The organism is Pseudomonas sp. ADAK2 TE3594, from assembly GCF_053628675.1.
The window spans coordinates 4935928-4960076 of sequence record NZ_JBRJGV010000001.1 but is presented as its reverse complement, the minus strand read 5'-3'; the positions used below and the strand labels follow the sequence as shown (position 1 = coordinate 4960076).

Annotated in this window: 21 protein-coding genes, 2 tRNA genes and 1 pseudogene; 6 read left to right on the top strand and 18 right to left on the bottom strand. The window is 59.1% G+C overall.

The window, feature by feature from the left end:
• Window positions 1-92: 92 nt before the first annotated feature.
• From ggt to AB7M22_RS22145, 3 genes are all read right to left on the bottom strand, one after another.
• Window positions 93-1955, bottom strand: a complete 1863-nt coding sequence (gene ggt, locus AB7M22_RS22155) for a gamma-glutamyltransferase (RefSeq protein ID WP_454187794.1) — start codon at window positions 1953-1955, stop codon at window positions 93-95.
• 122 nt (window positions 1956-2077) lie between these two features.
• A tRNA-Met gene (locus AB7M22_RS22150) sits at window positions 2078-2154 on the bottom strand.
• A gap of 116 nt (window positions 2155-2270) precedes the next feature.
• Window positions 2271-4328: a methyl-accepting chemotaxis protein gene (locus AB7M22_RS22145; protein ID WP_454187793.1), complete on the bottom strand. Its 2058-nt coding sequence runs from the start codon at window positions 4326-4328 to the stop codon at window positions 2271-2273.
• 324 nt (window positions 4329-4652) lie between these two features.
• Between AB7M22_RS22145 and AB7M22_RS22140 the strand changes: the two genes are divergently transcribed.
• Entirely contained in the window at window positions 4653-5870 is a 1218-nt protein-coding gene (locus AB7M22_RS22140; protein ID WP_454187792.1) for an MFS transporter, read from the top strand.
• Between the two features lie 188 nt (window positions 5871-6058).
• On the opposite strand, the gene AB7M22_RS22135 is transcribed toward AB7M22_RS22140, so the two are convergent.
• Window positions 6059-6904 (bottom strand): helix-turn-helix domain-containing protein, encoded by an 846-nt coding sequence (locus AB7M22_RS22135; protein ID WP_454187791.1) that lies wholly within the window; start codon window positions 6902-6904, stop codon window positions 6059-6061.
• Window positions 6905-6987: 83 nt separating this feature from the next.
• Between AB7M22_RS22135 and AB7M22_RS22130 the strand changes: the two genes are divergently transcribed.
• The 3 genes from AB7M22_RS22130 to AB7M22_RS22120 all read left to right on the top strand — a co-directional run bounded on the left by AB7M22_RS22130 (window position 6988) and on the right by AB7M22_RS22120 (window position 9279).
• Window positions 6988-7611, top strand: coding sequence for a glutathione S-transferase family protein (locus AB7M22_RS22130; protein WP_454187790.1), 624 nt, complete (start codon window positions 6988-6990; stop codon window positions 7609-7611).
• 173 nt (window positions 7612-7784) lie between these two features.
• Window positions 7785-8690 carry a DMT family transporter gene (locus AB7M22_RS22125; protein WP_454187789.1) on the top strand — a complete coding sequence of 302 codons (906 nt, stop codon included), beginning with the start codon at window positions 7785-7787 and terminating at the stop codon, window positions 8688-8690.
• Window positions 8691-9021: 331 nt separating this feature from the next.
• Entirely contained in the window at window positions 9022-9279 is a 258-nt protein-coding gene (locus AB7M22_RS22120; protein WP_454187788.1) for a DUF2790 domain-containing protein, read from the top strand.
• Window positions 9280-9323: 44 nt separating this feature from the next.
• On the opposite strand, the gene AB7M22_RS22115 is transcribed toward AB7M22_RS22120, so the two are convergent.
• From AB7M22_RS22115 to AB7M22_RS22095, 5 genes are all read right to left on the bottom strand, one after another.
• Window positions 9324-10259, bottom strand: a complete 936-nt coding sequence (locus AB7M22_RS22115) for a LysR family transcriptional regulator (protein WP_008011942.1) — start codon at window positions 10257-10259, stop codon at window positions 9324-9326.
• Window positions 10260-10385: 126 nt separating this feature from the next.
• Complete coding sequence (locus AB7M22_RS22110) at window positions 10386-11339, bottom strand: aldo/keto reductase (protein ID WP_008011944.1); 954 nt, start codon at window positions 11337-11339, stop codon at window positions 10386-10388.
• A 22-nt stretch (window positions 11340-11361) separates the two neighbouring features.
• Window positions 11362-12828, bottom strand: coding sequence for an efflux transporter outer membrane subunit (locus tag AB7M22_RS22105; RefSeq protein ID WP_454187787.1), 1467 nt, complete (start codon window positions 12826-12828; stop codon window positions 11362-11364).
• Window positions 12829-12847: 19 nt separating this feature from the next.
• A complete protein-coding gene (locus AB7M22_RS22100; protein WP_454187786.1) occupies window positions 12848-14326 on the bottom strand; it encodes a DHA2 family efflux MFS transporter permease subunit in 1479 nt (492 codons plus the stop codon).
• Window positions 14326-15462 (bottom strand): HlyD family secretion protein, encoded by a 1137-nt coding sequence (locus tag AB7M22_RS22095; protein WP_008011950.1) that lies wholly within the window; start codon window positions 15460-15462, stop codon window positions 14326-14328. Before AB7M22_RS22095 ends, AB7M22_RS22100 begins: the two co-directional genes overlap by 1 nt.
• A 270-nt stretch (window positions 15463-15732) precedes the next feature.
• Between AB7M22_RS22095 and AB7M22_RS22090 the strand changes: the two genes are divergently transcribed.
• Window positions 15733-16356 (top strand): TetR/AcrR family transcriptional regulator, encoded by a 624-nt coding sequence (locus AB7M22_RS22090; protein WP_454187785.1) that lies wholly within the window; start codon window positions 15733-15735, stop codon window positions 16354-16356.
• An 8-nt stretch (window positions 16357-16364) separates the two neighbouring features.
• Entirely contained in the window at window positions 16365-16880 is a 516-nt protein-coding gene (gene mug, locus AB7M22_RS22085; RefSeq protein ID WP_454187784.1) for a G/U mismatch-specific DNA glycosylase, read from the top strand.
• 19 nt (window positions 16881-16899) lie between these two features.
• Here mug and AB7M22_RS22080 read toward each other — a convergent pair.
• The 9 genes and pseudogenes from AB7M22_RS22080 to AB7M22_RS22040 all read right to left on the bottom strand — a co-directional run.
• Window positions 16900-17010: pseudogene (locus AB7M22_RS22080) on the bottom strand (Arm DNA-binding domain-containing protein); the annotation flags it as partial.
• Window positions 17011-17122: 112 nt separating this feature from the next.
• Window positions 17123-18223 (bottom strand): redox-regulated ATPase YchF, encoded by a 1101-nt coding sequence (ychF, locus tag AB7M22_RS22075; RefSeq protein WP_008011955.1) that lies wholly within the window; start codon window positions 18221-18223, stop codon window positions 17123-17125.
• 22 nt (window positions 18224-18245) lie between these two features.
• Entirely contained in the window at window positions 18246-18830 is a 585-nt protein-coding gene (gene pth, locus AB7M22_RS22070) for an aminoacyl-tRNA hydrolase (RefSeq protein WP_007905795.1), read from the bottom strand.
• A 168-nt stretch (window positions 18831-18998) separates the two neighbouring features.
• Window positions 18999-19598, bottom strand: coding sequence for a 50S ribosomal protein L25/general stress protein Ctc (locus AB7M22_RS22065; RefSeq protein ID WP_008011958.1), 600 nt, complete (start codon window positions 19596-19598; stop codon window positions 18999-19001).
• 144 nt (window positions 19599-19742) lie between these two features.
• The gene (locus AB7M22_RS22060) at window positions 19743-20684 is read right to left on the bottom strand and encodes a ribose-phosphate pyrophosphokinase (protein ID WP_003171603.1); all 942 of its coding nucleotides are present in this window, start codon (window positions 20682-20684) and stop codon (window positions 19743-19745) included.
• A gap of 45 nt (window positions 20685-20729) precedes the next feature.
• Window positions 20730-20804, bottom strand: a tRNA-Gln gene (locus tag AB7M22_RS22055).
• Window positions 20805-20840: 36 nt separating this feature from the next.
• A complete protein-coding gene (gene ispE / locus AB7M22_RS22050) occupies window positions 20841-21692 on the bottom strand; it encodes a 4-(cytidine 5'-diphospho)-2-C-methyl-D-erythritol kinase (RefSeq protein ID WP_007905805.1) in 852 nt (283 codons plus the stop codon).
• A gap of 2 nt (window positions 21693-21694) precedes the next feature.
• Window positions 21695-22312 carry a lipoprotein insertase outer membrane protein LolB gene (gene lolB, locus AB7M22_RS22045; protein WP_454187783.1) on the bottom strand — a complete coding sequence of 206 codons (618 nt, stop codon included), beginning with the start codon at window positions 22310-22312 and terminating at the stop codon, window positions 21695-21697.
• Between the two features lie 4 nt (window positions 22313-22316).
• On the bottom strand, window positions 22317-24041 hold the full coding sequence (locus AB7M22_RS22040) for a tetratricopeptide repeat protein (RefSeq protein WP_454187782.1): 1725 nt from the start codon (window positions 24039-24041) through the stop codon (window positions 22317-22319).
• Window positions 24042-24149: the final 108 nt, after the last annotated feature.

The window sequence follows — 24149 nt, the reverse complement described above, 5'->3', positions numbered from 1 at the left end:
GGAAAAGGCTACGCGAGAGACTTGATCAGGATTCTTCTCCAATCAAAAAAGGCCTACCTCCCGGTAAGCCTTTTCTCATTCCTGCGTACGACTCAATCCCCCAACGCTTCCCCCTCGCGCCGTGGATCGGCCCCGCCGGCCAACGCCGCTTTCCCTTGCGCATCCTTGACCCGAACAATCGCCTGGGTCCCGCTGGTCATGTCGATCTCGTTCACGCTGTGCCCTTTGTCCTTCAACGCCTGAATCAGCGCCGGGCTGAACTGGCGCTGTTCCAGTTCTGTCGGGCCGTTGCGGCTGCCGAAGTTGGGCAGGTTGATGGCCGCTTGCGGAGCGAGATTCCAGTCGAGCAGAGCGATAGTGGATTTGGCGACGTATTCGATGATCTGCGAGCCGCCAGGGGAGCCGACGGTGGCCAGGAACTCGCCGCTCTGGCGGTCGAAGATCAGCGTTGGCGCCATGGACGAACGCGGGCGTTTACCCGGTTCAACGCGGTTGGCGACTTTCTGTCCGTTCTCTTCGGGGATGAACGAGAAGTCGGTCATTTGGTTGTTGAGCAGAAAACCCTGGACCATCAGGTGCGAGCCAAACGCTGCTTCCACGGTGGTGGTCATGGACACCGCGCCGCCTTCGTCATCGACCGCCACCACTTGCGAGGTAGAGATGCGCAGTGGCGAGCGGTCCGGCGCATAGGCAACCTGAATCCCCGGCGGGGTGCCGGGTTTGGCCTGACCCATGCTGCGGTCACCAATCAGCGCGGCGCGGCTGGCAAGATAAGTCGGGTCGATCAGACCTTTTACCGGCACGGGTACGAAGTCGGTGTCGGCGACATACTGCGCTCGGTCGGCGTAAGCCAGGCGCTCGGCTTCGGCGATCAGGTGCACAGCTTCTGGGGCTGGTTCTGTGCCCGCCGCTTTGCTGGTCTTGATTGGTTTGAGTGGTGCCAGGGCAAAGCGCGGGTCGCGGGATTCCAGCGCCTGCAAGGTGCCGAGAATTTGCGCCACGGCGATCCCGCCCGACGACGGTGGCGGCATGCCGCAGACCTGCCAGCGTTTGTAGTCGGTGCACAGCGGTGCGCGTTCCTTGGCCTTGTAGCCTTGGAGGTCGTTCAGCGACAGGCTGCCGGGGTTGGCGTGGCCCTGAACCTTGGCGACGATCTCACTTGCGATCGGGCCTTTGTACAGCGCGTCGGGACCTTCCTTGGCGATGCGCTTGAACACTGCGGCGAGTGCCGGGTTCTTCAGCGGCGTACCGACGGCTTTCGGGCTGCCATCGGCATTCAAAAAGTAGGCGGCCATGTCCGGTGAACGCGGTATGAACGTATCTGCCGCGATTAACTGATGCAGTCGTGGCGAGATGGCGAAGCCTTGTTCCGCGAGTTTGATGGCGGGTTCGAACAGCTTCGCCCACGGCAGGCGACCATGCTTGCGATGCGCCAGCTCCAACGCCCGCAACACACCCGGCGTACCCACTGATCGCCCGCCGATCTGCGCTTGGGTGAACGGCATCGGTTTGCCGTCGGCTTGCAGGAATAGTTTCTCGCTGGCGCCGGCCGGAGCGGTTTCTCGACCGTCGTAGGTGCGTACAGCCTTGCCATCCCACAGCACAATCAACGCGCCACCGCCGATACCCGATGATTGTGGCTCGACCAGCGTCAACACTGCTTGCATGGCAATGGCCGCATCAATCGCCGAGCCGCCCTCACGCAGCATCTCCCGTCCGGCTTCAGCTGCCAGCGGGTTGGCGGCGGCGGCCATGTGTTTCGAGGCGTGCCGGGTCTGCAGGTCAGTGCGATAACCAGAGGCGATTTCTGGCGCGACCGGCAGGGTCGAGACTGACGGTGAAGAGGGCGGGGCATTACATGCGGTGAGGGTTAAAACGCTGGCGATCAGCGAAAGGGCTGACAGGCGAGAGAGGCTCAAGTGGAAGGCTGAGAACACGCGGGGCACTCCGTCCATGGGATAAAAGGTCTGAGGACTTTATCGGCCGAGGGAACGGTACGCAAATCAGGGATGGAGGCCGCGACTTTTTTCGAGGCATAAAAAAACGGCCTACCTTTCGGTAAGCCGTTTTTAGTACTTGGTGGCTACACAGGGACTTGAACCCCGGACCCCAGCATTATGAATGCTATGCTCTAACCAACTGAGCTATGTAGCCAAGTGGCGCGCATTATTCACCTGGAACGAAGATGCGTCAAGCGTAAATTTAAAATATTTCTCCACACTTTCAACCGCTTATCCCGCTGACCCGAAAAGTCGGGCCAGGGGATGGCGTCAACCGAGCTGAAATCTCCCGGTATTCGCACTCAAGGCCTTGCTGCCCTGGCTCAAGGTGTCCGCAGCCAGGTTCACCGCCCGTGCGCCTTCAAGTAAGCGTACCGCAGCCTGATCGACTTGCTGAATGTTGCCGCTGACTTCATCGGCAGTGCTCGCTTGCTCTTCGACAGCGGTGGCGATCTGCGCCAGGGTATCGGTGACACTCTGCACCGCGCTGGCGATTTCCCCCAGGCGCTCGCCGAGACCGGTGACGGCTTGTGCATCCGTTTGGGCCTGGCCGCAGGCGGCTTCCATCAGGCTTACGGCTTCGTTGACGGTGCTGCGCAGGCTGTCGACGGTGCCGGCGATTTGCGCAGTGGAGGACTGGGTGCGTTGCGACAGGCTGCGCACTTCATCGGCCACTACGGCAAAACCACGACCTTGCTCGCCGGCCCGTGCGGCCTCGATGGCGGCGTTGAGGGCCAGCAGGTTGGTCTGCTCGGCGACGCCGCGAATGGTATCGACCACCAATTGAATTTGCTGTCCTTGCTCGCTGACCCGTCCCAGTGCCGCCGCGGTGTCGTTCAAACGCTGATTGAGCTGCTGAATACTCGCTGTCGTGCGTTGGCTGTCACGGCTGCTGTCGGCGGCGATGCGCTGGGTGTGCTGAGCGCTGCCTGAGGCCTGTTCGCAACTCTGGGCGACCCCTTGAGAGGTCGCGGCCAATTGCGTGGCCGCAGCGGCGATCTGGCTGATCTGCAACTGCTGAGCTTCGACTTCCCCAAGGGCACCACTCGAGTGATGGTTGAGAGTGCGCACCGCGTTGCTCAACTGCAAGGTCTCATGATCGACCCCCAACAGGCTGTTGCGCAGTTGCACCACCGCGACGTTGAGGGCGGTGCTGATAGCAGCCAGTTCGTCGCGGCCTTGCACCGGTACTTGCAGGCTCAGGTTGCCGTCACGCAACGCTTCGGCCAGTAGCGTGATGCCGCTGGCGCTGCGACGGATCGAGGCCTGCAAACAGATGAACAGGTACAACGCAGCCAGTAGCAGGCAGCCGAAAACAGTCGCCACCAGGATGAATTGGCGGATGGCCGAGCCGTGGTAATAGTCCAGCCGCTGATCCAGCGAAACCAACGATTGCTGGCGCAGCGAGGCGAGGTCGCCGAGGAGGGCGTCGAGACTGCGTTCAAAGTCTTCCGGCTTGAGGTTGATGCTGCCGCCGAAGACGCCCTCATCCAGCACTTTCAAACCGGCGTCCAGGTGCTTGAGGCTGTCGTGGTATTGCCCGGCCCAGGTTTGCAGGGCGCTGGGCAGGCGTGTTTCCAGCAAGCCAGCCGTTTTAACAAGCTGCTCCCGCGCATCGCCGATGCGGCTACGCAAGTCCCGCAGTTGCAGGCGGCTTTGCAGGGTGAACTGCCCGGATACTACCGAGGCCTGGCCGACGGCGGCGAGACGCCCGACCCTTTCGATCAGATCCGGCGCATGTTGAGTGGAAATCTGCGTCAGCAGCCAGGTTTCCAGCCATGGCGCGAGGGTCAGGCGATTGTCCATCGCGATTTGTTCGCGCAAGGCTTGCAGAGCACTCAAGGCATTAGTGAAGCGGTCATAACCGTCCGGCCACCAACCGACGCTGCTCAGGCTTTTCGAGTCCAGGCCGGTGAGCGCGGTTTGCAGGGCCTGATAGCGGGTGAGGATTTGGCCCTCGGCGCCTTCGGTTTTCAGGGCATTGCCCAGGTCCGTGGTGGCTTGGGCGACGGCCGGCTGAACCGCGTCGAACGCTGCCATCGCCGCGATGGTTGCGGGTGTCGGCTGGCGATTGGTTTCGGTGGCGCGCCAACGAGCGGCACGGTCACGCTGGGCGGCGAGCAGATTGTCGAGTGCATCGAGGGCGAGCAATTGACGAACCCCGGCGCGTTCGCCGGAGATCAGGTTCAACTTGTCACGATAATCCTGACCGATCATCCACAGGCTGCCCGCCAGTGGCAGGATAAACAGCAGAAACAGCAGCTGAAATTTGCGCGCGAAGCCGAAGCGCCCCAGTAGCCCGATCCCCGGTGATAAAAAAGCCTGCATGCCCCATGACTCCTCTGGACACCACGCATCATTAGCGTGCGTCGAGGTCATTGCGACCGCGACTGGTGCCCTTCTAAAAGGCCTCGAAAATTCCCCTTGGTCCGCTCTGTAGGCCGACTCTGTAGCGAAACTTCCCATTCTCGGTTCCCTTTGTAAGGGGCCGCGTTGAAGCGGATAAGCAAGGCAAGATTCAGACCATGGCGTTGCGCTATCACCTTCTTTTTTTGAAGTCGTTAGCAGGCTAAGGGGATGGCGCACCTGCACCGAAAAATGGCACATTGACCGACCTGCCAGTGCGCACTCATCCGCAGTACGGAAACTCTCATGGCCATCAGCAACGCTCAGTCCGCCGCCACGTCGGCGCCCGCCACTTCACAAAGCAGTCCGTTGGTCATGCGCATCATCGGCGCGGTGGCGCTGGCGCATTTGATCAACGACCTGATTCAGGCGGTATTGCCGTCGATCTATCCGATGCTCAAGGCCAGCTATGGCCTGACCTTCACCCAGATCGGTCTGATCACCCTGACCTTTCAACTGACGGCCTCGCTGTTGCAGCCATGGGTCGGTTACCACACTGATCGTCATCCCAAACCCTGGCTGTTGCCGGCCGGTACTGTCTGCACATTGATCGGCATTCTGATGATGTCTGTGGTCGGTAGCTTCCCGATGATTCTGCTGGCGGCGGGGTTGATCGGTGTCGGTTCATCGACCTTTCACCCGGAAGCTTCTCGTGTGGCGCGACTGGCCTCGGGTGGGCGTTTCGGCTTGGCGCAGTCGACGTTTCAGGTCGGCGGTAATGCGGGTTCGGCTTTCGGGCCGTTGTTGGCGGCAGCGATCATTATTCCCTACGGTCAGGGGCATGTGGCCTGGTTCGGATTGTTCGCGCTGTTTGCGCTGTTCGTGCTGTATCGGATCAGCCGTTGGTACGCCAACCACCTGAACCTGTTCAAGCTCAAACAAGGTCAGGCAGCGACTCACGGCTTGTCCAAAGGCCGGGTGATCAGCGCGCTGGTGGTACTTGGATTGCTGGTGTTCTCCAAGTATTTCTACATGGCCAGTTTGACCAGTTACTTCACGTTTTACCTGATTGAAAAATTCGACCTGTCGGTGGCCAGTTCGCAGCTGCATCTGTTCCTGTTTCTCGGCGCGGTCGCGGCAGGGACCTTCTTCGGAGGGCCGATTGGCGACAAAATCGGGCGCAAGGCGGTGATCTGGTTCTCGATCCTTGGTGTCGCACCGTTCACCCTGATCCTGCCCCACGTCGACCTGTTCTGGACCAGCGTCCTGAGCGTGGTGATCGGCTTCGTCCTCGCCTCGGCGTTCTCGGCCATCGTGGTGTATGCGCAAGAACTGGTGCCGGGGAATGTCGGGATGGTTGCCGGGGTGTTCTTCGGCCTGATGTTCGGCTTCGGCGGGATTGGCGCGGCGTTGCTCGGGCATCTGGCGGATATCCACGGCATTGAATACGTGTACTTCCTGTGCTCGTTCTTGCCGCTGCTTGGTGTGCTGGCGATCTTCCTGCCGAGAACCAAAAAAGCGTAACACTGCTGCACCTGTAGGAGCGAGGCTTGCCCGCGAAGAACGATGACGCGGTGATACAGGCAAACCGCGTCATCGTTCTTCGCGGGCAAGCCTCGCTCCTACGGGGAAGGTTTACACCTTCCGACTTCTTATCAGGAAGGTGCAATGGATACGGGCTCAAATGAGTCAGACGATGGGGGCGCACAAGCTCAGGTACTGCTTTTGCGGAAGCTGCCGGGTGTGATGCCCACTACTTTTTTGAAGGCCCGGGTCATGTGGCTTTGATCGAAGAAGCCGCAAGCGAACGACGCTTCTGCGAGGCTGGACCCGGTGCGCAGCAGTTTTTGGACCTGGGCGATTCTTTTCTGGATTTGATAGCTGTGGGGGGAGACGCCAACACTTTTTTTGAACACCCGGATCAGGTAAAGAGGGTCAAGATTCACCAGTTGTGCCAGTTCTTCCAGAGACAGATGTTTGTCGAACTCGTCTTCGAGCTTCCTCTTGATCTTTTGCACTGCATGCTGCTCAACCGCACTGACCGGTTCGATGGACGCTCCGCTGCGCTCGAAGAGCTGCGTCACCAAATCCAGCAGGATAGTTTCCCGTTCAAGGCTGGAGGGGGATGTTTCAATGATTTGATGTTGATGCAAAAAGGTCCGGGCGAAGTCGGGGGCCTGGCTCAGAGCTGTTTGAAAAAGATGAATATGATCGTCTGAAAAACGCCCTTGAAACACCATCCGATTGACCCATTCGGGATCGATATAGAGCATTCGATACATCCAGCCCTCATCATGCCCTGGCAAGCCGTCGTGGATCTCACCGGGGGTAATGGTGACCACACTGCCAGCGATCCCCATGTAGTAACTGCCGCGATAAAAAAGCTTTTCAACACCGCTACTTATAACGCCGATAGCGTATCGGTCATGTGAATGTCGGCCGAAAGATTGAGTGCTGTAACGCGCAGATAGCAATTCACAGTCGCCTTCGGGTATACGCCAGAATTGAACAAAGTCCTTGTTTTTTTGAGAGGCTTTGTTGTGGCGATTCTCATCCATTAATTGTCCAGTTTTGTGCAATACGTATGAAAAAAAGGTCGCTAAATTTAGCACCTATTTCACAACACAAGCTAGGGGATGCGATGTCTACAAAACTGGTAGTTGGGGATTTTAATAAGTCTTCATGGTCATTTCGTGCGTGGCTGGTTCTTGTGACAGCGGATGTTGCATTTGAAACCCTTCAGATAAAACTGGAACAAAGCGACACGCGCGAGCGCATCCTGGAGCACTCGCCTTCCGGTAAGGTACCGGCGCTGCTGCTTGATGATGTTGTCATCAACGACAGTCTGGCCATCAGCGAATACATTGCCGGCACATATCCGACCGCCAACCTTTGGCCTCAAGATTCACGGGTCAGGGCCCTGGCACGAGCTGCTGCGGCAGAGATGCACTCCGGTTTCACCCATCTGCGCACGCAGATGTCGTTTGGCCTGAACACCGGTGACATCCCGGAAAGCCTGACCGCCGAGACCCGAGAGGAAATCATGCGGGTGTTCGCAATCTGGAAGCAGCTCCGTGAGGTGAGCGGTTCAACACAGTTCCTCTGTGGTGACTTTGGCATTGTTGATGCGATGTTTGTTCCGGTGGTGTTCCGCTTCCGTCGTTATGGGATTGCCATCCCTGAACAACTGCAGGGTTATGTCGAAAACATTCTGGGTTATGCGCCGGTACAACAATGGTTGAAGTTGGCCGCGCAAGAAGTTTAAAGGGTTGTGTGGCGGCTGACTATTAAAGCTAATTAAAAATTAGTTGTGTTTTCTGACGCGTGGCAGAAAAGACCTTTGGGGATTTTCTGCTTTGTCGAGTCCAGTATTTGTTGTCTGGGGGGAGTTGTGAGTGTTCATAAAGTTAATGCCGGTCATTATCAATGAGGTTTCTCATGTCGACTAATAACAATCGGGCAATCATTGAATTGACCATCGGCGGACTGATGCTCAGTCTGTCTGCTCTAGCGGTCGCTTTCGCCCATATCGGCGCGGGTGGCGCAGGGTTCTATCGGATGGTGTTCGCCTCGATCCTGTTCTTCCTGCTGCTCAAGGTGCGCAAAACACCGGTGCTGCTCAAAACCGCCAAGGCGCAGCTGTACACCGCGTTGGCTGGGGTGTTTTTGGCCATTGACCTGGTGCTTTGGCACCAGAGCATCTATATCGTCGGCCCGGGCATCGGGTCGATCCTGACCAACTGCCAGGTGTTCTTCATGACCCTGCTGGGGTTGTACCTGTTGAAGGAAAAACCTTCGATCTACTTCCTGGTATCCATTACCTTGGCTTTTGTTGGGCTCTATCTGTTGTTGCTACCCGAGATGACCAGTGCGGTAGGGATCAAGGGCGTGGTGTATGGCGTGCTGTCGGGGCTGGCGTATGCCATCTGCGTGTACTTCCTGAAGATCAACACCCAGTTACCTGACGGCGGGGGTGACAAGATCGCACAGATGCTCAATTTGAGTCTTTGGGCGGCACTGGTTCTGCTGACATACGCGCTGGCAACTGGGGAAAGCTTGGCCATCGTGGATGGGCAAACCTTGCTGATGTTGATCATATACGGGGTGCTGGTGCAGTTTGTCGGCTGGTTGTTGGTCAACCGTTCGATTGGAGCCATCAGCCTGGGGTTGGCCGGTCTGATCCTGCTACTGGAGCCGGTGATCACGTATTTCATTGATGTCACCTTTCTCGGCAAGGCCAGCTCCACGCTGCAGATTTGTGGCGCGCTGCTGACTATCTTTGCGGTTTACATTGGCTCAATCAAACCGCCTGAGAAAGCGCCCCCTTTACCCGAAGCGACCTGATAGAAGGTGTATCACGGCGGTATCGTGAATGACGGGCTGTCATGGCCAGTGAGTTGGTGATTACGCCTGAATTGCTGGCGGAGCTGGATAGACTGGCGTAGCGCTAGAGGATAATCGGGACAGCTTCACTTTCGCTCCCAAAACGTCCGTTCTGGCCCATTTCAGTCTGTCGCGACCGACTGAAAGCGACTGAACCCAGCCATTCATCCCTGATTCGGCAACAGTGTTTGTCCCGCCGATCGATTTTTCCCGCCGCCGTCATTCCATAGCATCGTCTTCAAGCCGCCAGCAATCGCGCTGAAGCGGTCCACTCAACGAGACGGTGAACAACATGAACACGATGAAAATGGCGATGGTGTTATTGCTTGGTAGCCTGGGCGCGCAGGCCTATGCGGATACGGTGCCGACGACAAACCTTCGGGTCGAAACCTATGACTACTCGACGAAGCTCGATATCGTGCATGTGATTTCGATCACTGAGCCGGCGAATGAGTGCGCACCGGTGCCGGTTCAGATGACCTATGAAGACTCCCATGGTCAGCGCCATGTCCTGCAATATCAAATAATGGGCACTGGCTGTTCCAGTTGATTCGGTGCGGAGGATGGAGGGTCGACACTCCATATCTGCTGTACTCAGTCTTTTCTTGCTCCAGCAACGTGCTCATCCGATGCCAGCAATTGCGGGATCGATAGCTTGAGAAAATCCACCCAGGTTTTGGTTTTCGCATCGACGAACTTGCGCGACGGATAGATCGCGAACAGGTTCAACTCCTCCAGCCGGTACTCCGGCAACACCCGCACCAACGTCCCCGCCCGCAGGCCATCCACGGCCGATGCTATCGGCTGAATGCCGATTCCCATGCCTTTTCTGATCGCGATGGTCATGCCGTCGGCGGTATTGATATGGAAGGGCGACAAGGGAATGGTAATGGTCTCCATGCCTTGCGGGCCTTCGAACGTCCAGTTCTCCACTGGCATGACCGTGTTGACGATCCGTAGGCACTCATGTTCACCGAGGGCGCTGGGTGAGTCGGGCCTGCCGCGTTTTTCCAGGTAGGCCGGCGACGCGCAGAGGATGCTGTAAGTGATGCCCAGACGCTGAGCGACGAAGCCTGAATCAGGCAGTTCGCGGGCCAGTACGATGGACATGTCGTAGCCTTCTTCGAGCAGGTCCGGCACGCGGTTGGTCAGGGTCAGGTCGAACATCACCGTGGGGTGAATCTCCCGGTAGCGGGCGATGGCGTCGATCACATAGTGGTTGCCGATGGCCGACATTGCGTGGATTTTCAAACGACCCACGGGCAGGGTCTGCGCGGTGCCGGCTTCCTCGTCGGCCTCGCGGACATCATCGAGGATGCGTTCGCAGCGTTGCAGGTAACGTACGCCGGCTTCGGTCAGGGCGAGGCGGCGGGTAGTGCGGTTGATAAGGCGTGTGTGCAGACGGGCTTCAAGGGCGGAAACGGCTTTGGAGACGTTGGTCGTGGTGGTGTCGAGCAACTCGGCGGCCGCAGTGAAACTGCCACTCTGAGCGACGGCGACGAAGAAACGCATGCTCTGGAAAACGTCCATTGGTTGTTCGCCTTATGGGGGACGGTGTCTGGGAGTCGGTGCTCACCTTCAATGGCAGCCCCTCACCCTAACCCTCTCCCGGAGGGCGGGGGGGTGAGGGCTTCAATCTGCATCACGCCACAAGCTTCAAGCCGGACGCCTCGGAATAAACCCGGGCACCCCGGTTTCCACCACCGAATTGAAGCGGATCCGCGTGCTGATGTCTTCCTTGATCTCACGCATCGCCCGCTGCGCCAATGTCGCGATATCAAAGTTCTCCTGAATATGGCTGGGCGTTGCCGACGTCGTCAGGAATGCCGTGCCACGTTGCACCGCCCACGCCAGTGCCACTTGCGCCGGGGTCTTCTGCACATGCCGGGCGATGCCGGTCAGCACTGCCTCTTCAAGCACATTCGGCTCCATCCCGTGCCCCAGTGGCGCGAAGGCCAAAAGGATGATGCCGTGCTGTTGGCAGAACTCGAGCATTTCCCATTCCGGGAGGTACGGGTGCGACTCAATCTGCACCACGGCCGGTTTGATCCGTGCCGCCGCAACAATCTTTTTCAGCGCCTCCAGGGTGATGTCCGACAAGCCGATGGATTTGCAGCGGCCTTCATCCACCAGGCTTTCCAGCGCACGCCAGGTATCGAGCAAGGTGATCTCGCCATCGTATATAACGTGGCCGAACACGTCCCGCGGGTCCTGATCGTCACCCGGCTGGAAAGCGAATGGCGTGTGGATCAGGTAGCAATCGATGTAGTCGGTTTGCAGCCGTTGGCAGCTTGCTTCGAATGCAGGCTTGACCCGCTCGGGCCGGTGATTGGTGTTCCACAGCTTGGTGGTGATGAACACGTCTTCGCGGCGAATGTGGCCGGCGGCGAAGACCTGCTGGAACGCCACGCCGATCTGCGCTTCATTACGATAACGCTCGGCGCAGTCGAAGTGGCGAAAACCCACCTCCAACGCGCATTTGACCGCTTCAGTGGTCGTGCTCGGATCGCGGAACAAGGTGCCGAAGCCAACGGCCGGCATAGCGCCTGCGCCGTTGTTGAGCGGCCAGCGGGTGTCGCGAAGCTCATCGTGAAAGGCTTCGTAGGTCATGGTTTTTCTCCAATGTCGGTGGTTACAGCGGTGTTTGCTCGTTGCCTGCACGCGCGGCGAGTTTTTGCTCGAAGACACCAACGGAATTGCCGCCCAGCGCCACGAGCAGTTGCACCGTGTCGAGATAACGCGCGGTCTTCACTTGAATCTGGCCAAGCAGCGCCTGCTCGTACGCACGCTCGGCCTCGAGCACTTGCAGGACGCTGTTTTCGCCTTGGGCGTAAGCCTGTTGGTTGAGCCGGAAACTGCTGTCGGCGGCGCGCAACGCATCATCCTGCGCGAGGTATTGCTCGGCGCCGTGATGGATCGCCTGCAAGGTGTCCGCGACCTGGCCGAACGACTGAATCACCGTCTGCTGATAGCGTGCGAGCGAGGCGTTGTAGCCATCGACTGCTGCCTGACGCTCGGCCTTGAGTGTGCCGCCATTGAAGATCGGCGCGGTCAGTCCGGCAGCAAAACCCCACAGTGCGGCACCGCCATTGCCGGAGGCCGCTTGAGCCAGCGAGGCCGACAGTTCGATCCGCGGATAGAGATTGGCCGTGGCCACACCTATGGCCGCGCTAGCCATGTGCAGTTCGGCTTCGGCCTGCAAGATGTCCGGACGGGTGCGGGCCATTTCCGAGGGCAGGCTCACCGGCAGGCTCGTCGGCAAGGCAAACTCGTCGAGGGTGAAGTCCGGCGCAATCCAGTCGGCCGGGCCTTTGCCTGCGAGAATCGACAGCGCATGTCGCGCCGCATCGCGCTGCTGGGCGAGCGGCGGCAGCAGGGTGCGATCCTGCGCGAGCCGGGTTTCGGCCAGCGACACATCGATGCGCGTCGTGGTGCCGCTCTGTTGTGCGCGTTGCACCAGATCAAGGTTTTTTGTGTCATTGGTCAGCAGCGTTTGCACAGCCTCGATCTGCGCGTTGGCCGAGGCGAGCAGCAACGCCTGTCGGGTCACTTCACCGGTCAACGTGAGGTAGGCCGCTTCGTAGCGATGCTTGTGTAAATCGGCCAACGCCTGTTGGCCTTCGACTTCACGTTTGATGCCGCCGAAGGCATCCAGATCGAATGCGACCCGTGGGCCGATGGCATAGACATTGGCAACGCTCGGCTCCGGCCCATTGTGGGTCCGTTGCCGCCCGCCCGCCGCGGCGAAATCCATTTGCGGGTACAGCGCACCTTCCGCCGCCGCAACGGAGGCGGCGGCCTGGCGCAGAGTCGCGTCAGCCGCGACCAGTTTGAGGTTGCCGTCGATGGCGCGGCGCATCAGCTGATCGAGTTTCGGTGAGCGCAGCGCTGTCCACCAATCGCCGTGAATGCGTTGGCCCATATCGAAGCGTTGATCGCCAGACGATTGTTCGGCTTGCTGATCATAGTGCTGCGACGAACCGGCGGCGGGGCGTTGAAAATCGGGTCCGACGGTGCAGGCCGAGAGCATTACCAATATGGCCAATGCACTGAAGGCGCTGGGGATTGCAGAGTGAGTGAAGCGCGTAGACGTTTTCATTTTGCAGACTCCACGAAGATCAGTTGGCCGCAGCAGGTTTGCGCAGCAACAACACCAGCGGACTCACCACGAGCATCGCCAGCATCAGAATCTTGAACTGGCCCATCACCGCGACGAACGCGGCCTGATGGGTCACCAGGTGGTTCAAACCTTCCAGCGCCGGTAGCGACGTCGGCAGCGTCACGCGATGGGGCGTCAGTTGGCTGACCAGCGCCACGTGCATCGCCTGGGTGTTGTTGAAGAAAAAGATCTGCACCACCGCCACACCGAGGGTGCTGCCGTAGACCCGCATCAAGTTGAAAAGGCCGGTGGCTTCCGGGCGCAATGCTGGGTTGATCGTGCTGAAAGCGACCTTGCTCAACGCCGGCATCAGCACGCCGAGGCCGACCCCCTGGATGAACCCGGTCAGCGCCACGGGTGTCCAGTCCATCAACGGCGAGTAGCCGAGCATCAACCAGTTGGCGTAGACCACCAGGGCAATGCCAGCGGCGATTAACACACGGGTGTCGATCCACAGCGGCACACGGCCCATCAACAGGAACGCGCCAACCAAGCCAATGCCGCGTGGAATGGTCAGGAACCCGGTGGTGTCCGGTGGGTAGCCGAGGATCTCGTCGAGCATCGGTGAGGTCAGCGCCATGGTCGACAGCAGTACAAAGCCGAGGGCGAAGAACATCACCGTCGACAGCACGAAGTTGCGGTCAGCGAGCAAAGCCTTGCTGACAAAGTGCACCTTGGCGGTCAACCGATGCACGGCGAACAGGTACAGCCCGAGCACGCAGGCCAGCGCTTCGATCCAGATTTCCACCGAGTCGAACCAGTCCAGGCGTTCGCCACGGTCGAGGAGCATCTGCAGGCCGATCATGCCGAGGGTGAAGGTGCCGAAACCGAAGAAATCGAACGGCGGACGCTGATCGGCTTTTTTCTCCGCGAGCAGCAACGCCACCACCATGAAGATGTACCCCGTCAACGGCAGGCTGAGGTAGAACATCGGCCGCCAGTCGAAGTACTCGCAGATCAAGCCGCCAATGCCCGGGCCGCTGACGATGCCGAACAGCACCAGCGCCGTCCATTTCGCCCCGAACGCAGGACGCTTTTCCGCAGGCAGCGTTTCCAGGGCAATCGCCATCGACAGCGGAGCCAGTACACCGCTGGCCAAGCCTTGCAGAATGCGCGCGGCGATGAACTCCAGCGGCGTGCTCGCTAACGTGCCGAGCCACAGGCTGAGCGCAAACAACACCAGCGCAATCTGATAAACCCGCTTCAATCCGAAGGATGCGGCGAGCCACTGGGCAATCGGCAAGGTGATCGCGCTGGCGGCCAGATAAGCCGTGAAAATCCACCCGGCCTGATCGTCGGTCATCGACAGGCTGCCTTGTATCAAGCGCAGGGCTGCATTGGGCAGCGGCAGGTTCACCGATTGCAGGTAGGTCGCCAGTAGAGCGACGAAGTGCAGCGCGCGCAGATCGGCAGCCTTGGTGTGAGAGATGGTGTTCATCACGAGTTACCCGCGCTGAGCAATGACTTGAGCGGATACCACCACGGCGTACGGTGCCCGGTGTCGACCTGAACTGTTGCGCTGGTGCCGGAGAACAGCGGCAGGGCCGGGTCGGCGTCGTCGAGTTCGAGACGCACCGGCACCCGCTGCACCACCTTCACCCAGTTGCCGGTCGCATTCTCTGGCGGCAGCAGGGCAAAGTCGGCGCCGGCGCCGGGGCTCATGCTGATGACATGAGCCTTGAACGGCCGATCCGGGTAGGTATCGAGGGTGATCGTCGCGGTCTGGCCGGGGCGCATATGCGTGACCTGGGTTTCGCGGAAGTTGGCTTCGACCCAGATCTCGCGATCGGAAATCAACGCGAACGCGGCGCTGCCGTTGTTGACGTAATTGCCAACCTGCAAGTCGTCGACCTTGGCGACGATGCCGTCGGCCGGCGCGGTCACCGTGGCGTAGGACAGATAGAGTTGCGCTTCGTCGAGCTGGGCCTTGGCTTCGCGCACGGTCGGGTGACGGTCGATGGCGATGTCCGGATCGCCGTTGAGAGCGACCACGGTGCTGGCGATCTGTTGCTCGATCGAAGCGATGCGTTGGCGCGAGACTTTCAGGTCGGTCTCGGCGCGCTCATAGGCAGCCCGCGAGACGAACTCGGTGGCAATCAGCGCTTTCTTGCGGGCGAACTCTTTCTGATCGTATTCCGCCGACGCCCGCGCCGATTGCAGTTCGGCCTGTTGCTGGCGATAGCTGGCCTTGAGGCCATCGATGCGCAGGCGAGCGTTGCCCTGCTGGGCTTCGGCGCGGTCGACAGCAATCTGAAACGGCTGCGCGTCGATGCGAAACAGCACTTGTCCCTTGCGCACGGGTTGGTTGTCGTCAACGGCGACCTCGACCACTTGCCCGGAAACCCGCGCATTGATCGACGACTTGGCCACGCGGGCATAGGCGTTGTCGGTGGACACGAAAGGCTCGTTCGCCCTGTATTGGCTGTAACCGATGACGGCGAACAGCGCGGGCAGGCCAGCCATCAGCAGTGGCCGGAGCTTTTGCTTGAGTGGCTTTTTCGGCGGTGTGCCCGCCAGATCCCGGATCGGCTGGGCGCTGGCGTGTTCTGCGGTGAGATCAATTGGCTTGGTCATGATCTGCTCTATCCAAGGTGCTGAAGCCAAAACGGGACATCGGGCCGACCCGGGCAATCGCCTGTGGCCGCGACGTGATTAATTGCTGCGAGAAATCAAATCCGTACGCGGTGGGGGAGGATCGCTCCGTACCGCTGTTTCGTCGTTGCCACACCCGATTCGAGCTGCACTACAACAAAGCTGCTGACCAAGGAATTTCTGGTTCCTTAATTTTGTGCGATGGTGTAAGAATATGAGCGACTTCTACTCCTTGCAAGGAATTTGTACGGCATGGCACAAAATAAAACGACAGAAGGAAAAGGCCGCGGCCGACCTCGCGCGTATGACCCGCAGACAGCGCTGCAACAGGCCCTTGGCGTGTTCTGGAACACCGGCTACTCCGGCGCTTCGCTGGACAGCATTGCCACGGCGGCGGGAATGAACCGGCCAAGCCTGTACGCCGCGTTCGGCGATAAACATGCGCTCTACATCCAGGCGCTCGATCAATACTGGGACACCGCGCATACCGCCATGCAGGCGGCATTGACCGACAACAGCCTGACCCTGGCGCAGGCGCTGACCGGTTTTTATGAAGGGCAATTGGCGATCTACTTCTCGGGCGACGGACAGCCCCGTGGCTGCTTTGCCATCGGCACGGCGACCACCGAGGCTGTCGAAGACCCGGAAATCCGCAATGTGCTGTCGGCCAGGCTCAGCCAGTTGGATGCTGACCTTGAAGCGCGCCTGCAAACGGCGATCGAGGCCGGCGAACTGAAACCTGATAGCGACCTGGCCGCGCTGGCGGTGATCGCCTCTTCGCTGCTGCACAGCATTTCGATCCGCGCCCGGGCGGGCAAATCCCGTGAAGAGCTGGCCGCGATCGTGCGTAACGCCGTCATCGTCATCTGCGGCTGAGCGCTACCATGAACGGCCTCGACGATATTCTCGCGGAAGATCTGTCAGTGGTCTTTTGCGGCATCAATCCCGGCCTGCTTGCGGCGGAGCAGGGGCATCATTTTGCCGGGCGCAGCAATCGGTTCTGGCGCACGCTGCATCTGGCCGGGTTCACGGCCGAAGAAATACGCCCGGAAAACGACCGCTCAATTCTTCAGTACCAGTGCGGATTGACGGCGGTGGTAGCACGGCCAACCGCGAGGGCGGATCAAGTGTCGGCGCAGGAATTCGTCGCCGCCGCGGCCGATTTCGAGCAGAAGATTGCCCGCTACAATCCACGCCATGTAGCGTTTCTCGGCAAAGCGGCTTATTCGGGACTGTCCGGGCAGAAGATCATTGCGTGGGGGCTTCAGCCCGAGACCTTCGGCAATGCGGTCGTCTGGGTGCTGCCCAACCCCAGCGGGCGCAATTTGGCGTTTACCCTGGAACAATTGGTGGCGGCGTATCAGCAGCTATCACGGGCTACCGGTTTTCAAACAGGCTGAGTGTCAGCCTCGACACGCGCCGAGAGCTTCGAAGCTCGAAACGGTAGCGCCACGCTTTTGAGCCGTTGGGTTTGACCTCTAGGTGCAGCCCTTTTCCGTCGGTGAGCTTGTACGGCTTGTTCTTCAACAACCCAGATCACAATGGAGGAAGATGGTGATCCCAAGACGCAAAAATCCCCGCATCAGCGAGTGATTGCGGGGATTTTTAGTCTATCGAGTACGGTGTAAATCCACGGTCACCGTTACACGTTGAAACGGAAGTGCATCACGTCGCCGTCTTTAACGATGTAATCCTTGCCTTCCAGACGCCATTTACCGGCTTCTTTGGTGCCGGCTTCGCCCTTGTACTGAATGAAGTCGTCGTAGGCGATGACTTCGGCGCGGATGAAGCCCTTTTCGAAGTCGGTGTGGATCACGCCAGCGGCTTGTGGTGCGGTGGCACCGACGCGGACGGTCCAGGCGCGGACTTCTTCGACACCGGCGGTGAAGTAGGTCTGCAGGTGCAGCATTTCGTAGCCGGCGCGGATTACGCGGTTCAGGCCAGGCTCTTCGAGGCCCAGGGCTTCGAGGAACATGTCTTTCTCTTCGCCGTCCTCCAGCTCGGCGATTTCGGCTTCGATCTTGTTGCAGACCGGAACCACCATGGCGCCTTCTTCTTCGGCGATGGCCTTGACGATGTCCAGCAGCGGGTTGTTCTCGAAACCGTCTTCAGCAACGTTGGCGATGTACATGACCGGCTTGGTGGTCAGCAGATGGAAGCCACGAATCACCGCTTTGTCGTCGGCGCCCATGTTCTTCATCAGCGTGCGCGCTGGCTTGCCGAGGGTGAAGTGAGCGATCAGTTGCTCCAGCAGGCCTTTCTGGACCACGGCGTCCTTGTCACCACCCTTGGCGTTGCGGGCGACTTTCTGCAGTTGCTTCTCGCAGCTGTCGAGGTCGGCGAAGATCAGTTCCAGGTCGATGATTTCGATGTCGCGTTTCGGGTCGACGCTGTTGGAGACGTGAATCACGTTCTCGTCTTCGAAGCAGCGGACCACGTGGGCGATGGCATCGGTCTCGCGGATGTTGGCGAGGAATTTGTTGCCCAGGCCTTCACCTTTCGAGGCGCCGGCAACCAGGCCAGCGATGTCGACGAATTCCATGGTGGTCGGCAGGATGCGCTTTGGATTGACGATGGCTGCCAGGGCTTCCAGACGCGGATCCGGCATCGGCACGATACCGGTGTTCGGCTCGATGGTGCAGAAGGGGAAGTTCTCGGCCGCGATCCCGGATTTGGTCAGGGCGTTGAATAGGGTGGACTTGCCGACGTTAGGCAGGCCGACGATGCCGCAATTGAATCCCATGGTGTTTTCCCCGAGGAGTGAGTCAGGCCTTCTGGCTGTGCAGGTTTTTCATCGCGCGGTTCCATTCACCGGCGAGGATATCCGGCAGCACGCCGAGGGCAAAGTCGATGCTGGCATCGAGTTTTTCCTGTTCGGCGCGTGGCGCACGACCCAGGACGAAATTTGAAACCATACTGGCAACGCCCGGGTGGCCAATGCCAAGCCGCAAGCGGTGAAAGGTATTCTGATTGCCCAGTTGCGCGATGATGTCGCGCAACCCGTTGTGACCGCCATGGCCGCCGCCCTGTTTGAGCTTGGCAACGCCCGGAGGCAGATCGAGTTCGTCATGCGCCACCAGGATTTCTTCAGGCTTGATGCGGAAGAAGCCGGCAAGTGCCGCGACGGCCTGGCCGCTGCGGTTCATGTAGGTGGTGGGAATCAGCAGACGAACATCCTGACCCTGATGCGAATAGCGCCCGGTCAGGCCGAAATATTTGCGATCGGCCACAAGGTTGACACCCTGCGCGTGCGCGATGCGCTCAACAAAAAGGGCCCCTGCGTTATGCCGGGTCTGTTCGTATTCAGCGCCTGGATTTCCCAGGCCAACGATCAGTTTGATGGCAGTCACGATAGGGGCCCTTCCTTGAAGTGATGGATAACATCGCCGCGATCAGGGTGTGCGGCGAAAGTGGACGACAAGTGCTCATTTACCATTATGTAAACTCCGCGTTCTCGCCCGCTTTCTCGCTACGCTCTAGTCCGCGATGTTCCGGTCACTCCGGCGTACAGAGTGAAATTACTCTGCAGCGCCTTCTGCAGCTTCTGGAGCAACACGTGGAGCGTGAACGTTGGCAACAGCCAGGTCGTTACCGTGAGCCAGAGCAACAAACTCAACGCCTTTAGGGGCTTTGAGGTCCGACAGGTGAATGATCGCGCCGACTTCGGCATCAGCCAGGTCAACTTCGATGAATTCAGGCAGGTCTTTCGGCAGGCACGAAACTTCGATTTCAGAAACAACGTGCGAAATTTCGCCGCCTTTCTTGATCGGAGCAGCTTCGCCAACGAAGTGTACAGGCACGATAGCGGTCAGTTTCTGGCCAGCTACAACGCGTACGAAGTCAGCGTGCATCACGTGGCCTTTGGCCGGGTGACGCTGCAGAGCCTTGATGATTACGTTTTGCTTGGTGCCGCCAACGTTCAGCTCGATGATGTGGCTGTAAGCCGCTTCGTTTTCGAGCAGTTTGGCAACTTCTTTAGCCAGCATGCTGATGGATTCAGGGGCTTTGTCGCCACCGTAAACTACAGCAGGAACCAGGCTTGCGAGACGACGCAGGCGGCGGCTCGCACCTTTCCCCAGGTCGGAACGCACTTCAGCATTCAGAGTAAAATCGTTCATGTTGTATCTCCAAAATAACCACATTCGCCCCAGCGTTTGCGACCAGCGCTTAAAAGGCGATATGGGCAAAAAAGCCCCGCCCCGACAGGAATGCCGGGGCGGGGCGCTTTTCGTCAACGAGATGTAATGAAAAGGGCAGGGCCCTTAACGGAACATCGCACTGATCGATTCTTCATTGCTGATGCGGCGGACCGCCTCGGCAACTACCGGTGCGATATCCAGTTGACGGATACGCGCACAGGCTTGTGCTGCAGCGGACAGCGGGATGGTGTTTGTCACCACCAGCTCGTCCAGCACGGAATTTTCAATGTTTTCGATCGCCCGACCCGACAGCACAGGGTGCGTGCAGTAGGCGAAAACCTTGGCAGCGCCATGCTCTTTCAGGGCCTTGGCCGCGTGGCACAGAGTGCCGGCGGTATCGACCATGTCATCGACCAGAATACAGGTACGCCCTTCGACATCACCGATGATATGCATCACTTCAGAGTGATTGGCTTTCTCACGGCGTTTGTCGATGATCCCGAGGTCCACGCCCAGGGATTTGGCAACAGCCCGTGCACGCACGACGCCACCAATGTCCGGGGACACGATCATCAGGTTTTCGAAGCGCTGATCTTCAATGTCATCCACCAGTACCGGGGAGCCGTAGATGTTATCTACCGGAATATCGAAGAAGCCCTGAATCTGGTCAGCATGCAGATCAACCGTGAGAACACGGTCGATGCCGACTACGGTAAGCATGTCAGCAACGACTTTCGCGCTGATAGCCACACGTGCGGAACGCGGACGGCGATCCTGACGGGCATAACCAAAGTAAGGAATAACAGCAGTGATACGAGTAGCCGAGGAGCGGCGGAAGGCATCAGCCATCACTACCAGTTCCATCAGGTTATCGTTGGTCGGAGCGCAAGTCGGCTGAATAATGAAAACGTCTTTACCGCGAACGTTTTCATTGATCTCGGCAGTAATTTCGCCGTCGGAGAACTTACCGACAGAGATGTCACCGAGAGGGATATGCAGCTGACGTACAACACGCCGAGCCAGATCGGGGTTAGCGTTCCCCGTAAAGACCATCATCTTGGACACGCGCAGTACCTAGAGGCTGAGGGTAACCTGGATGAGTATAGAAAATGGCAGGGGCGGCTGGATTCGAACCAACGCATGGCAGGATCAAAACCTGCTGCCTTACCGCTTGGCGACGCCCCTGTATCTGTTGCAACGATTACCCAGTAATCGATTCCTTTAGAGCAGACTTTGCAGCTTGCGATGCAACATCGAAATGTTGCTTCCTTTTGCTACAAACCCTGTAAGGGTCTCTGTCAGAAGGGCCGAGACTTTATCAGCTTCAGCTTTGCTTGGGAAGCCCCCAAACACACAACTTCCAGTTCCGGTGAGTTTTGCTTCGGTAAATTTACCTAACAAATTCAATGCGTTACGTACATCTGGATAACGCCTTGCTACCACCGGCAAGCAGTCATTTCGACTGTTTCCCTTGGGAACGGGGCGCACTTTAATGGGAGGAGTGTTACGTGTCAACAGTGGATCTGAAAAAATTTCTGCTGTACTTACAGATACTTGCGGCACGAGCACGAGATACCACGGTTCTTCGGGCTCTACAGGGGTGAGTTTCTCCCCCACACCCTCGGCGAAAGCCGCGTGGCCACGCACGAAAACCGGGACGTCGGCGCCTAGCGTAAGGCCCAGCGCGGCCAGCCGGTCCTCATCCCAACCCAGTTGCCAAAGATGATTGAGGCCCAACAATGTGGTCGCCGCATTCGAGCTGCCGCCACCGATTCCACCGCCCATGGGCAGGATTTTTTCGATCCAGATGTCGACACCCAGTGAACAACCGGATTGTTCCTGAAGTTTTTTGGCGGCTTTGACGATCAGGTTGCTGTCGTGAGGGACGTCGGCGAATTCGGTGTGCAACCGAATCACGCCATCGTCGCGAACGGCGAAGGTGATTTCATCGCCGTAATCGAGGAACTGAAAAATCGTCTGCAACTCGTGGTAACCGTCTTCCCGACGACCGAGGATGTGCAGCATCAGGTTGAGCTTGGCGGGCGAGGGCAATGTCAGGCGTGGCGCAGTCATGTTCACTGCCCCAGTTTGCGTGGTTGCCATTCCTTGATCACCAGCGTGACATCAAGGTCGGTGCCGTGCAGTTTGATCCGCTCGGGCAGCCAGTAGCCGTTTTGCTCGGCATAACTCAGATACTCGACCTGCCAGCCATCCTGTTCGAGATTGGCCAGGCGGCTGTCGACGTCGAGGGTCAGGCGACTTTTGCTGTCCGGGGCCGGGAGCCCGCGAACCCACCATGCCAGATGGGATACCGGTAATTTCCAGCCCAGTTGTTCTTCAACCAGGGCTTCCGGGGTTTGCGCGTCATAGCGGCCCTGATTGGCCACTTCCAGCGAGACTTTGCCCGGGCGACCGGTCAAGCGGGCCGCGCCATGACCCAGCGGGCCGGAGAGACGGATGTCGTAGTAATCCTGGCGTTGCAGCCAGAACAACGTGCCGCTGCCCGAATCTTTTGGCGCGCGGATACCGATTTTGCCGTTGATCTGCCAGCCGTCGAGGCCGGTCAGTTGCTGTTTGTGCTCGCGCCATTGGGCCGTGTTGCCTTGACCCTGGACCGATTCACGGGCGCCGAAGCCTGCGCAACCGGCGAGCAGGGCGATGAAGCTGAAAATAACGAGGTGGCGCAAAAACATAATCTTAAAGAGTCTCTGATCCGGTCAGGCGCTTGATGGTGCCGCGCAGGGTAGGGCTGTCGGGCTGTTCCTTGAGGAACTTGCTCCAGATTTGCTTGGCTTCGCGTTGTTTGCCGTTGGCCCACAGGACTTCGCCCAAGTGCGCGGCAACTTCCTGATCGGGGAAGCGCTCCAGTGCCTGGCGCAAATACCGCTCGGCTTCATCGAGGTTACCCAGGCGGAAGTTGACCCATCCGAGGCTGTCGAGGACCGCCGGGTCTTCGGGGTTGAGCTGGTGTGCCTGTTCGATCAAGGCCTTGGCTTCGGCGTAGCGTGTGGTGCGGTCGGACAGGGTGTAGCCGAGGGCGTTCAACGCCATCGCATTGTTCGGGTCGCGCTTGATGATCAGTCGCAGATCTTTTTCCATCTGCGCCAGGTCATTGCGTTTTTCTGCCAGCATGGCCCGGGTGTACAGCAGATTCAGATCGTCCGGGTATTGCTGCAGGGCTTGCTGCAAGACTTTCCAGGCCTTGTCGCCCTGTTTGTTGGCGGACAAGGTTTCGGCTTCGATCAGATACAGCTGGATCGCGTAATCGGGTTGCTCGCCGCGCTCGGCTGCCAGACGGCTTTGGGCTTCGGCGGTCTTGCCATTGCTCATCAGAATATCGGCCTGACGCAATTGCGCCGGCAGGTAATCGTTGCCCGCGCCGACCTGGGCGTACTCGATCAATGCGCCCTGCGGGTCGTTACGCTCTTCAGCAATGCGCCCCAGGTTCAGGTGTGCCGAGTCGACATGGCTTTCCCGAGCGATCAAATCTTCCAGGTAACCTTTGGCCTCGTTCCACGCCTTGGCTTCCAGGCAGACCAGGGCCAGGGAATAACGCAGTTCGTCGTCTTCGGGGTATTGCTGCACCAGGCTCGAGAATTCGACCTTGGCATCGTCCATGCGGTCTTGTTCAACCAGCATGCGCGCATAGGTCAGGCGCAGGCGTTTGTCGTCCGGGTACTTCTTGATGCTTTTTTGCAGCAGCGGCAGGGCTTCATCGCCACGGTTGAGCCCTTGCAGCAGGCGCGCGCGCAGCAGGATCGGCGCTATTTCGCCCTCGTCCGGCGGGTTGTCTTCGAGCAGGGTCAGGGCACCTTTGGCGTCGCCGTCCTGTTGCATCAGCAAGGCCTTGCCGAAAATCAGCTGGTTGTTGTGCGGATGACGCTGCAGCAAACGGTCAAAACCTTTCATCAGGCCGTTGCGCGTGTCCTGGTCGGTATCGGCGGCGGACAGGGCGAGGAAGTCGAAATGCGTGTCGCCTTTGCCTTGCAGGACTTTCTCCATATAGACCATGGAGTCGTCATAACGCCCGGCGCGGGCGAGTTGCACGGCAGCCGCCCGTTGCGCCTCGAGATCGTCCGGGGCGTTTTTGGCCCAGACCAGTGCGGTGTCGAGGGCAGCCTGATCGGCACCCAGATACTCGGCAATGCGAAATGCCCGCTCGGAGACGCCCGGATCCTGGGTATTGATGGCCTGGGTCACGTAGTTGTCCAGGGCAATGTCGTAACGATTGCGCTGGCCAGCGAGTTCGGCGCTCAGCAGGCTGAAGACGGTTTCTTCACTGAACGAGCTGTAAACCTTGGGCTTTTCAGGAACCGGAGTGCTGTCTTCGACCGGCGGCGTACCGTCCGACGAAACGGGTGCCAAGGCCTGGCAGCCGCTGAGGAAGACAAAAGCGAGGAGCAACGCGGAAGATCTATTCATATAGGAAAAGGACGACTAACCTGCGGTCGGATCATCATGACACAAGCCTTCGGCCAAACATAACCGCCCGGCCAATTTACCCGCGCGAGCAATCCCCGCAGGCCCGGC

Excerpts from the sequence above, each read along its gene's own strand:
- ggt (WP_454187794.1), bottom strand. The coding sequence starts at position 1,955 with ATGGACGGAGTGCCCCGCGTGTTCTCAGCCTTCCACTTGAGCCTCTCT.
- AB7M22_RS22145 (WP_454187793.1), bottom strand. The coding sequence starts at position 4,328 with ATGCAGGCTTTTTTATCACCGGGGATCGGGCTACTGGGGCGCTTCGGC.
- AB7M22_RS22140 (WP_454187792.1), top strand. The coding sequence starts at position 4,653 with ATGGCCATCAGCAACGCTCAGTCCGCCGCCACGTCGGCGCCCGCCACT.
- AB7M22_RS22135 (WP_454187791.1), bottom strand. The coding sequence starts at position 6,904 with ATGGATGAGAATCGCCACAACAAAGCCTCTCAAAAAAACAAGGACTTT.
- AB7M22_RS22130 (WP_454187790.1), top strand. The coding sequence starts at position 6,988 with ATGTCTACAAAACTGGTAGTTGGGGATTTTAATAAGTCTTCATGGTCA.
- AB7M22_RS22125 (WP_454187789.1), top strand. The coding sequence starts at position 7,785 with ATGTCGACTAATAACAATCGGGCAATCATTGAATTGACCATCGGCGGA.
- AB7M22_RS22120 (WP_454187788.1), top strand. The coding sequence starts at position 9,022 with ATGAACACGATGAAAATGGCGATGGTGTTATTGCTTGGTAGCCTGGGC.
- AB7M22_RS22115 (WP_008011942.1), bottom strand. The coding sequence starts at position 10,259 with ATGGACGTTTTCCAGAGCATGCGTTTCTTCGTCGCCGTCGCTCAGAGT.
- AB7M22_RS22110 (WP_008011944.1), bottom strand. The coding sequence starts at position 11,339 with ATGACCTACGAAGCCTTTCACGATGAGCTTCGCGACACCCGCTGGCCG.
- AB7M22_RS22105 (WP_454187787.1), bottom strand. The coding sequence starts at position 12,828 with ATGAAAACGTCTACGCGCTTCACTCACTCTGCAATCCCCAGCGCCTTC.
- AB7M22_RS22100 (WP_454187786.1), bottom strand. The coding sequence starts at position 14,326 with ATGAACACCATCTCTCACACCAAGGCTGCCGATCTGCGCGCGCTGCAC.
- AB7M22_RS22095 (WP_008011950.1), bottom strand. The coding sequence starts at position 15,462 with ATGACCAAGCCAATTGATCTCACCGCAGAACACGCCAGCGCCCAGCCG.
- AB7M22_RS22090 (WP_454187785.1), top strand. The coding sequence starts at position 15,733 with ATGGCACAAAATAAAACGACAGAAGGAAAAGGCCGCGGCCGACCTCGC.
- mug (WP_454187784.1), top strand. The coding sequence starts at position 16,365 with ATGAACGGCCTCGACGATATTCTCGCGGAAGATCTGTCAGTGGTCTTT.
- ychF (WP_008011955.1), bottom strand. The coding sequence starts at position 18,223 with ATGGGATTCAATTGCGGCATCGTCGGCCTGCCTAACGTCGGCAAGTCC.
- AB7M22_RS22065 (WP_008011958.1), bottom strand. The coding sequence starts at position 19,598 with ATGAACGATTTTACTCTGAATGCTGAAGTGCGTTCCGACCTGGGGAAA.
- ispE (WP_007905805.1), bottom strand. The coding sequence starts at position 21,692 with ATGACTGCGCCACGCCTGACATTGCCCTCGCCCGCCAAGCTCAACCTG.
- lolB (WP_454187783.1), bottom strand. The coding sequence starts at position 22,312 with ATGTTTTTGCGCCACCTCGTTATTTTCAGCTTCATCGCCCTGCTCGCC.
- AB7M22_RS22040 (WP_454187782.1), bottom strand. The coding sequence starts at position 24,041 with ATGAATAGATCTTCCGCGTTGCTCCTCGCTTTTGTCTTCCTCAGCGGC.